7 protein-coding genes and 1 riboswitch are annotated in these 9235 nt (G+C 74.7%); of the genes, 5 read left to right on the top strand and 2 right to left on the bottom strand.

Translation table 11 applies throughout. The features are described from left to right. Positions 1-944 precede the first annotated feature (944 nt). The 5 genes from rlmN (at position 945) to ACH4SE_RS14635 (ending at position 6794) form a co-directional block, all read left to right on the top strand. Complete coding sequence (gene rlmN / locus ACH4SE_RS14655; RefSeq protein ID WP_398543742.1) at positions 945-2051, top strand: 23S rRNA (adenine(2503)-C(2))-methyltransferase RlmN; 1107 nt, start codon at positions 945-947, stop codon at positions 2049-2051. Positions 2052-2134: 83 nt separating this feature from the next. Beyond that, positions 2135-2263, top strand: a riboswitch (TPP riboswitch). After that, positions 2257-3357, top strand: coding sequence for a thiamine ABC transporter substrate binding subunit (locus ACH4SE_RS14650; protein WP_398543741.1), 1101 nt, complete (start codon positions 2257-2259; stop codon positions 3355-3357). (Overlaps the previous riboswitch by 7 nt.) A gap of 31 nt (positions 3358-3388) precedes the next feature. After that, entirely contained in the window at positions 3389-5065 is a 1677-nt protein-coding gene (locus ACH4SE_RS14645) for an ABC transporter permease (RefSeq protein ID WP_398544090.1), read from the top strand. 96 nt (positions 5066-5161) lie between these two features. Beyond that, a complete protein-coding gene (locus tag ACH4SE_RS14640; RefSeq protein ID WP_398544089.1) occupies positions 5162-6187 on the top strand; it encodes an ABC transporter ATP-binding protein in 1026 nt (341 codons plus the stop codon). 127 nt (positions 6188-6314) lie between these two features. Continuing rightward, complete coding sequence (locus ACH4SE_RS14635) at positions 6315-6794, top strand: VOC family protein (RefSeq protein ID WP_398543740.1); 480 nt, start codon at positions 6315-6317, stop codon at positions 6792-6794. 16 nt (positions 6795-6810) lie between these two features. Here ACH4SE_RS14635 and ACH4SE_RS14630 read toward each other — a convergent pair whose 3' ends face one another. Continuing rightward, a complete protein-coding gene (locus ACH4SE_RS14630; RefSeq protein WP_398543739.1) occupies positions 6811-7926 on the bottom strand; it encodes an LOG family protein in 1116 nt (371 codons plus the stop codon). 34 nt (positions 7927-7960) lie between these two features. Beyond that, positions 7961-9082, bottom strand: coding sequence for a hypothetical protein (locus ACH4SE_RS14625; RefSeq protein ID WP_398543738.1), 1122 nt, complete (start codon positions 9080-9082; stop codon positions 7961-7963). Positions 9083-9235 lie beyond the last annotated feature (153 nt).

Here is a 9235-nt window from a genome sequence, read left to right as displayed (position 1 = left end):
CCACCGGCGGCGAAGCGGGCGCCGAGCAGCAGGTCGTGGGGCCCCCCCCCCCCCCCGGGGGGGGGGCCGCCCCCCGGGGGGGGGGGGGGGGGGGGGGGGGGGGGGGGGGGGGGGGGGCGGGGGGCCCCCCCCCCCCCCCCGCGCCCGGCTGGTCGGCCCCGCAAGCCGGAGCGGACCGGGATCGGGCTACGCCAAACGGGGCCCCTTCAGACGAAGGGGCCCGCCGTCACATCAAGACCCGATCAGAAGCACCCGATCGGCGGCACCGCTCAAAGCTCGTCGGCGATGAGCTTCGCGCCGTCGCCCTGTCCGGAAATTCTCGAACGCACCAGGCCGGAGTCGGGTCAGCCCCTTGCCTCGCACGGGAACAGGACCAAGCACTCCACGACGAAAGATCACGAACTGCTGGTGGGGTTGGCGTTACTGACCCGCGCTCCTAGCCGCTCCGTGCCGGCCGCGTTCTGGTGTCCGGCGAGCGAGGGGTCGCCAGACGCCAGATACCAGGTGGAAGCGCATCAGGGTCGTAGCGATCGCCCTCGCCAGGTCCAGCGGCGTCCAGGGCCCGTGGGGCGGGCGCTGGAGGCTCTTAGGGGATGGAGCGCGCCCCCTCTCGGGGGCTCCCGGCGTGAGGGCCCGACGCCGGGTGGGTGAGGCACTGGCTGCCCGTTGTGGGGGCCGTTTCCGCACGTCCCAGAGCGTCCGCAGGGTGGGGTCACCAGCGTCACCCGCCTCACTTTTCGCAGGTCACCGGGTGGAGGAATCGTGGTGAGGCGCCGGGTGAAAACTCCCCCTCACCCGCGCCTCACCACGGTTCCTCACCGGGCCCCGGGCCGTCTGAGGGCCGTGCGAGGCCGGCCACCGTTGCCCGACGGTGACCGGTGACGACCCCCGCCCATCCGCTCCGAGCAGGCAACGGCGCGCGGTCTGCGACACTGGTTTGCATCATGCCTGTACCCGGAGAACTGACTTTCGCCGTGCCGCGCGGGGCCAAGAAGCCCCCGCGGCACCTCGCCGACCTCACGCCCGCCGAACGCCGGGAGGCGGTGGCCGCGCTCGGGGAGAAGCCGTTCCGGGCCAGGCAGCTGTCGCAGCACTACTTCGCGCGGTACGCCGACGACCCCGCCGCCTGGACGGACATCCCGGCCGCGGCCCGCGGCAGGCTCGCCGAGGACCTGCTGCCGGAGCTGATGACCGTGGTGCGGCACGCCTCGTGCGACGGGGGCGACACCCGCAAGACGCTGTGGCGGCTCTTCGACGGGACGCTCGTCGAGTCGGTGCTGATGCGCTACCCGGACCGCGTCACCATGTGCATCTCCTCACAGGCCGGCTGCGGCATGAACTGCCCCTTCTGCGCCACCGGCCAGGCGGGGCTGGACCGCAACCTGTCGACCGCCGAGATCGTGCACCAGATCGTGGCCGGCATGAAGTCGCTGCGCGACGGGGAGGTGCCGGGCGGACCGGCGCGGCTGTCGAACATCGTCTTCATGGGCATGGGCGAGCCGCTCGCCAACTACACGCGCGTGGTCGGCGCGATCCGCCGGCTGACCGACCCGGAGCCGGACGGCCTGGGGCTGTCGCAGCGGGGCATCACCGTCTCCACGGTGGGCCTGGTGCCCGCCATCCACCGCTTCGCCGACGAGGGCTTCAAGTGCCGCCTCGCGGTGTCCCTGCACGCCCCGGACGACGAGCTGCGCGACACCCTGGTGCCGGTCAACACCCGCTGGAAGGTGCGCGAGGTGCTGGACGCGGCCTGGCACTACGCCGACGTCTCGGGCCGCCGGGTCTCGATCGAGTACGCCCTGATCCGCGACGTCAACGACCAGGCATGGCGCGCCGACCGGCTGGGCAGGCTGCTCAGGAACCACCGGGTGCACGTCAACCTGATCCCGCTCAACCCCACGCCCGGCTCGAAGTGGACGGCCTCCCGCCCGGAGGACGAGCGGGCGTTCGTGGCAGCCCTGGAGTCGCACGGCGTGCCCGTGACCGTACGCGACACCCGTGGCCAGGAGATCGACGGCGCTTGCGGGCAGCTGGCGGCGGCGGAGCGCTGACCTGCTGCTATCGTACGGTCGGCGATCCCGCCGGCGTACGGTCACCGCAGCAGGCGGCCGCGTCCCGGCGGTCGCACAACAGAACATTCCGACAGGGGAGCGCCTGCGACGGCGCTGAGAGTGCGGCGAGTGATCCGGTGAAGGATCTCAGGCCGCAGACCCTCCCACCTGATCCGGGTCATACCGGCGTAGGGAGTCAGCACAGATGAAGACCACTGCTCTGCGTGCCGTGGGCGCGCTCGTCGCCGCCGGTGCGGCCGCGTCCGTCCTGGCCGCGTGCGGCAGCGACTCCGGCGGTGGCGGCGACAAGGCGGCGGGTTCCGGCTCGAAGACCGTCACGCTCGTCAGCCACGACTCCTTCGCGGCCTCGAAGTCCGTGCTCGCGGAGTTCACCAAGGAGACCGGCTACACCGTCAAGGTGCTGCGCGGCGGGGACGCGGGCGCGGCCGTCAACCAGGCCGTCCTCACCAAGGACCACCCGCGCGGCGACGTCTTCTTCGGCGTCGACAACACCCTGCTGTCCCGCGCCCTCGACAACGGCCTGTTCACGTCCTACACGGCCAAGGACCTCGGGCAGGTCCCCGCCGACCTGCAGCTGGACGGCTCGCGGCACCGCGTCACGCCGATCGACTCCGGCGACGTCTGCGTCAACTACGACCGGGCCTACTTCACGGCCCACCACCTGGCCCCGCCGCAGACCTTCGCCGATCTGGTCAAGCCCGCCTACAAGGACCTGCTGGTCACCGAGAACGTCTCCACGTCCTCACCCGGCCTGGCCTTCCTGCTGGGCAGCGCGGCGACCTACGGCGACACGAAGTGGCAGGACTACTGGAAGCAGCTCAAGGCCAACGGCGTCGAGGTCGTCGACAGCTGGGAGCAGGCCTACAACGACCGCTTCTCCGGCTCCTCGGCGGGCAAGCAGGCCAAGGGCGACCGGCCGCTGGTGGTCTCCTACGCCTCCAGCCCGCCCGCCGAGGTCGTCGGTGTCAGCCCCGCTCCCGCGCAGTCGCCGGTCGGCGTGGCGACCGGCACCTGCTTCCGGCAGATCGAGTTCGCCGGCCTGCTCCACAACGCGAAGAACCCCGCCGGCGGCAAGGCCCTCATCGACTTCATGCTGAGCAGGACCTTCCAGCAGGACATGCCGCTCCAGATGTACGTCGACCCGGTGCGCGGGGACGCCGTCGAGCCGCCGGTCTTCGTCAAGTACGGCGCGAAGGTCGAGCACCCCGCCACGCTGCCGCCCGACACGATCGCCGCCAAGCGCGACGAGTGGGTCCAGGCGTGGAACGGGATCGTCCTGAAGTGAGTGTGACGTGAGCGCGCCGCGGACCGCAGCCGTGCGCGGCGCGCGGCGGGACGGGGCCGACGGCTCACGCGGCCGCGCCCTGGCGGTCCGCGCCGTGCTGGCGGCGGTGCCGCTGCTCTTCTTCGCGGCCTTCTTCGGCTACCCCGTGGCGGCGATCGTCGGCCGGGGGCTGCACCAGGACGGGACCTGGCAGCTGGGCCGGATCGGCGACGTGCTGGGCGAACCGGGCATCCGGCACGTGGTGTGGTTCACCTGCTGGCAGGCCGCGGCCTCGACGGGGCTGACGCTGCTGGTGGGGCTGCCCGCCGCGTACGTGTTCGCGCGGCTGGACTTCCCCGGGCGGCGGCTGCTGCGCGCGGTCGTGACGGTGCCCTTCGTGCTGCCGACCGTGGTCGCGGGCTCGGCCTTCCTCGCGCTGCTCGGCCGCGGCGGCTTCACGGACTCGCTCCTCGGGGTGCGGCTCGACACCAGCGTGTGGGCGATCCTCGTCGCGCACGTCTTCTTCAACTTCGCCGTCGTGGTCCGTACCGTCGGCGGCCTGTGGGCGCAGCTGGACCCGGCCCAGGAGGAGGCCGCCCGGATGCTCGGCGCGGGCCGCTTCGCCGCCTGGCGCAAGGTGACGCTGCCGGCGCTCGGCCCGTCCGTGGCCGCGGCCGCGCTCATGGTGTACCTGTTCACCTTCACCTCCTTCGGCGTGATCCAGATCCTCGGCGGCCCGCTCTACTCCACCCTGGAGGTGGAGATCTACCGCCAGACGGCCGAGATCTTCGACCTTCCGGCCGCGGCCGTGCTGACCCTGCTGCAGTTCGCGGCGGTGCTGGCGATCCTCGCCCTGCACGGCTGGACGGTGCGGCGCCGCGAGTCGGCGCTGAAGCTGGTCGACCCCGCGCGTACCGCGCACCGGCCGAGCGGCGTGGCCGAACGCACCCTGCTCGGGGCCGTCCTCGCCGTCGTCGCGCTGGTCGTCCTGCTGCCGCTCGGTGTGCTCGCCGCCCGTTCGTTCGACACCCCGAGCGGCTACGGCCTGGCCTTCTACCGCGCCCTCGGGTCGGACGACGGCGGCACCTTCAGCGTCGCCCCCTGGCAGACGGTGGGCAATTCGCTGCGCTTCGCGGCGCTGGCCACCGTCATCGCCCTGGTGATCGGCGGGCTTGCCGCGGCCGCGCTGGTCCGCAGGTCCGGGCGGCTGATGCGCGGTTTCGACGCGCTGCTGATGCTGCCGCTCGGCACCTCCGCCGTCACCATCGGCTTCGGCTTCCTCATCGCCCTGGACAAGCCGCCGCTGGACCTCCGCGACTCCTGGCTGCTGGTGCCGCTCGCGCAGGCGCTGGTGGGCGCGCCCTTCGTGGTCCGCGTGATGCTGCCGGTGCTGCGGGCCGTCGACGGCCGGCTGCGGGAGGCCGCCGCGGTGCTCGGGGCCTCGCCCTGGCGGGTGTGGCGCGAGGTGGAGCTGCCCCTGGTCTCCCGCGCCGCGGGCGTCGCCGCGGGTTTCGCCTTCGCCGTCTCGCTCGGCGAGTTCGGCGCCACCGTCTTCATCGCCCGGTCCGACGACCCCACCCTGCCGGTCGCCGTCGCCCGCCTGCTGGGCCGCGCGGGGCCGATGAACTACGGCCAGGCCATGGCCCTGAGCACCGTGCTGATGGTGGTCTGCGCGACCGGCCTGCTGGTGCTGGAACGCTTCCGCCCGACGACCGCCGGGGAGCTGTGACCCGCGATGACGACCACCGATCCGACACGCAACCCTGCGGCCCCGCACGCGGCCGGCCCGTCCGGCTCCGGGGGACCTTCGCTCAAGGGCGGCGCCCTGCTGCGGCTCGACGCCGCGACCGTGCGCTTCGGGGAGCGGACCGCGCTGGACGCCGTCGACCTGGAGATCGCCGAGCACGAGATCGTCTGCGTGCTCGGGCCCAGCGGCAGCGGCAAGTCCACGCTGCTGCGGGCCGTCGCCGGGCTGCAGCGGCTGGACGCCGGTCGGGTGCTGCTGGACGGCGCCGACCAGCACGGGGTGCCGCCGCACCGGCGCGGTGTCGGGCTGATGTTCCAGGACCACCAGCTCTTCCCGCAGCGCGACGTCGGCGGCAACGTCGGCTTCGGCCCGCGCATGCACAAGGCGCCGCGCGAGCAGCGGGAGCGCCGGGTCGCCGAGCTGCTGGACCTCGTCGGGCTCCCGGGCGCGCAGGCGCGCGCTGTCGCGGAGCTGTCCGGCGGCGAGCAGCAGCGGGTCGCACTCGCCCGCGCACTGGCGCCCGAGCCACGGCTGCTCATGCTGGACGAGCCGCTCGGCCAGCTGGACCGCTCGCTGCGCGAGCGGCTGGTCGTTGAGCTGCGGCAGCTCTTCGGCCGGCTCGGCACCACCGTGCTGGCCGTCACCCACGACCAGGGCGAGGCCTTCGCGCTCGCCGACCGCGTGGTGGTCATGCGCGACGGCCGCATAGCCCAGACCGGCACACCGCTGGCGGTCTGGCAGCACCCGGCCGACGAGTTCGTCGCCCGTTTCCTGGGCTTCGACTCCGTCACCGACGCCGTCGTGACCGGCGGCACCGCCGCCACCGGCTGGGGCGCGCTGCCCGTGCCGCCCGGCACCCCGGAGGGCCGTCGCCGGCTGCTGGTCCGGCCCACCGGGGTGCGCCTGGCCGCCCCGGACGCGGCGGGCGCGCTGCGCTGCCTGGTGGTCGCCCGCACCTTCCGCGGCGGGCACGTGGCCCTGACGCTACGGCCCGAGCGCGGGCCGCAGCTGGAGGCGGAGTGCGCGCTGCGCGCCGCCCCGGCCGAGGGCGCGGAGGTCGGGGTGACCTTCGACCCGGAGGACGTCGTCGTCCTGCCCGGCTGATCCGCCCGGCTCCGGGCGGGAGGCACACGGATGGGTACCGATGAGTTTCGCCCGCCCGGACGGTCCTGTCTGCTGGAGGCGCGAGAACGCGCCGGACCGACGGACACGGACGAGAACGGAGCCCGCCATGCAGCAGAAGATCACGACGTTCCTGTGGTACGACGACCAGGCCGAGGAGGCCGCGGCCCTCTACACCTCGCTCTTCGACAACTCGCGGGTGGTCAAGGTCCAGCACTACGGCGAGGCCGGCCCCGGGACGCCGGGCAGCGTGATGATCGTCGAGTTCGAGCTGGGCGGCCAGCGCTTCCTCGCGCTCAACGGCGGCCCGGAATTCACCTTCAACGAGGCGATCTCGCTCAGCGTCGACTGCGACTCGCAGGAGGAGGTCGACCGGCTGTGGTCCGCGCTGACGGCGAACGGCGGCCAGGAGGGCCCCTGCGGCTGGCTCAAGGACCCCTTCGGCGTGTCCTGGCAGATCGTGCCCACCCGGCTCAACGAGCTGATCGGCGACCCGGACCAGAACCGGTCCCAGGCCGCCGTGAAGGCCATGCTGGGCATGAAGAAGCTGGTGGTCTCCGAGCTGGAGGCCGCTGCCGACGCCGTCTGAGCGGCCCGCCCCCTGCTCACTTCTCCGCGAGCCGCACCAGCGCGTCCGGCACCTCGGCCACCGAGTCGACCAGCGCGATGCGCCAGGCCATCGCGTGGTCCCGGGCCAGCGCGCTGAGCAGCGGCCACGCGGGCAGCTCGGTGGTCCAGTGCGCCCGGTCGACCAGCACCATGGGCGTCGGCTCGCCGCGCGAGGAGTAGTAGTTGGGAGTGGCCGCGTCGAAGATCTCCTGCACCGTCCCCGCCGCGCCGGGCAGGAAGACCACACCGGAGGTGCAGCGGGCGAGCAGGGTGTCCTCGCGGACGGAGTTGGCGAAGAACTTCGCGATGTGCGACGCGAAGGCGTTCGGCGGCTCGTGCCCGTAGAACCACGTCGGCACGCCCAGCGAGGTGCCGCCCTGCGGCCAGCGCTCGCGCACCTCGAAGGCGGTCGCCGCCCACTGGCCGACCGACGGCCGGAAGGACGGGGCACTGCCGAGCACCGCCAGCGCCTTGCCGAGCATCACGTCCTCGTGCGGGGCCGCGTACGCGCCGAAGTTCGCCGCCTCCATCGCGCCGGGGCCGCCGCCGGTCGCCACGGTCAGGCCCGCGCGGGCCAGGTCGCGGCCGAGCCGGGCGGCGCCCGCGTAGGCGTCCGTGCCGCGCTTTATCGCGTGGCCGCCCATGACGCCCACCACCCGGGCCCCGGCCAGGTGCTCGTCCAGCGCGTCGGTCACCGCGTCGTCGTGGATCGAGCGCAGCATCGAGGCCAGTATGTCGCCGCTCGCCGCGCTCCGCCGGTACCAGTCGTACGCACGGGCGTCCGGGGTGTGCTCGTAGCCCGCGGCCGCCAGGTCGGCGTACAGCTCGACCGGGCTGTACAGCGTGGCCCGGTAGGGGTTGAAGGGCAGGTGCGGGACCGGCGGGAAGACCAGCGCACCGCCGGCGCGGACGTGCGCGAGCGCCTGCGGCTCCATGAGGCAGCCGAGGAAGACCGCCTGTGTGGTGTCGGCGACCAGCAGCGCGAACGTGCGGTCCGTCAGGTCGACGGCCTGGACGCGGCATCCGGCGAACGACCCGGTCAGTGCGACCCGGTCGAACTCCTCGATCGTCTGGATCTCGCGGGCGGGCGGGGGAGTGGTCTCGGCGGGCATGGCGGCACGATAGCCCGCCGGGCCCCTCACTCCGTCACCGCGTCGCCGGTACGGTCGCGAAGGCCGCGACCACGGCCGTCAGCGGCACCGCGACGGCCAGCACCACGCCGGTGCGCAGTGCCGCCGCGCCGCGCAGCAGCGAGGGCGGCGCGCCGATCTCCCGCAGCGCCGTCGCCGACCGGGTCCGCGCGCCCGCCGCCTCCGCCAGCGCGGTGCCCGCGACGGCCAGTACGCACATCCCGACCAGGGCCATGGCGAACGTCGTCAGCGGGCCCAGGCGGTGACCGGAGGCGCGCTGCAGGTCGTGGACCGCGAGCGCGGCCGTCGCCGTCGCGCACAGCAGGCCCAGGGGCCGGCCGGTCCGGCGGGACTCCTGCTGGAGGGTCCGCCCCGCCAGCAGCCGCAGCGCGCCCGGCCGGTGCAGCGCGAGCAGCCGCCCGCACAGGTGCAGCAGGCCCGGGCCCGCCAGCACCATGCCGGCCGACGCGACCGCCCAGCCGGCCACCGTCGCCGCCGACACCGCGCCCAGCCCGCTCGGCAGCGGCAGGGCGTCCCCGCGTGGCGCGCTCACCTGCACCGCGAGCCCGACAGCGGTCAGCGCCACGCCCCACGGCAGCCCCGTGGGCCCCGCGCCCGGCTGCGGCGCCGGCGGCTGCCACAGCCGCACGGCGACGGCCGCGGCGGCGCCCAGCGGCACCACCGCCAGCAGGGTCACCACGCCCGCCGGGGGCAGCCGGTGGCCGGCGCCGAGCACCGCGGAGACCGCACCGGAGTACGGCCCGCCGCCCAGGTCACCGCGCAGGTAGAGGAAGCCCAGCAGGGCGAGCCCGCTGCCGCCCGCGCAGGCCAGCGCGGCACTCGCGGCGCCGACCAGCACCGTCGCCCGGCGGCCCAGCCCGACGGCGGCGAGTCCCGCGCCCGGCCAGCGCAGCGGTTGCGCCAGCCCCGCCGTGGCGGCGAGCAGCACGGCCGCCGCGGCGGGCAGCGCGCACCACACCAGCCGCACCCCGGCACCGGTACCGGGCTGGTGGTGCCCCAGCGCCCACCCGAGCGCCGACAGCAGCAGCAGTCCCGTCCCAGCTGCCGCGCCCACCACCGTCAGCCACCGCCCGAGCGCCCCGATCCGCGCGCCCCGCACCAACCGCCAGCTCAGCACGCCGCCGCCTCCCGTCCGATCCGCACATCCGAAGCCACTGCGCCGCCCGTCCGCCGCTCCCGGAGCCCGCACGGCCGGGCGGACCGGCCGCGCGGGACAGCCGGCGACGGCTGCCACCGCCGGGCGCCACGCAGGCGCGCGTGGTGCTGCCGT

The sequence above is a fragment of the Streptomyces sp. NPDC020983 genome (assembly GCF_044333485.1).
In the GTDB taxonomy this organism is placed as follows: Bacteria; Actinomycetota; Actinomycetes; order Streptomycetales; family Streptomycetaceae; genus Actinacidiphila.
The sequence above is the reverse complement of the archived record's forward strand: the minus strand, read 5'-3'. Positions and strand labels throughout refer to the sequence as shown.

Excerpts from the sequence above, each read along its gene's own strand:
- ACH4SE_RS14630 (WP_398543739.1), bottom strand. The coding sequence starts at position 7,926 with ATGCCCGCCGAGACCACTCCCCCGCCCGCCCGCGAGATCCAGACGATC.
- rlmN (WP_398543742.1), top strand. The coding sequence starts at position 945 with ATGCCTGTACCCGGAGAACTGACTTTCGCCGTGCCGCGCGGGGCCAAG.
- ACH4SE_RS14635 (WP_398543740.1), top strand. The coding sequence starts at position 6,315 with ATGCAGCAGAAGATCACGACGTTCCTGTGGTACGACGACCAGGCCGAG.
- ACH4SE_RS14650 (WP_398543741.1), top strand. The coding sequence starts at position 2,257 with ATGAAGACCACTGCTCTGCGTGCCGTGGGCGCGCTCGTCGCCGCCGGT.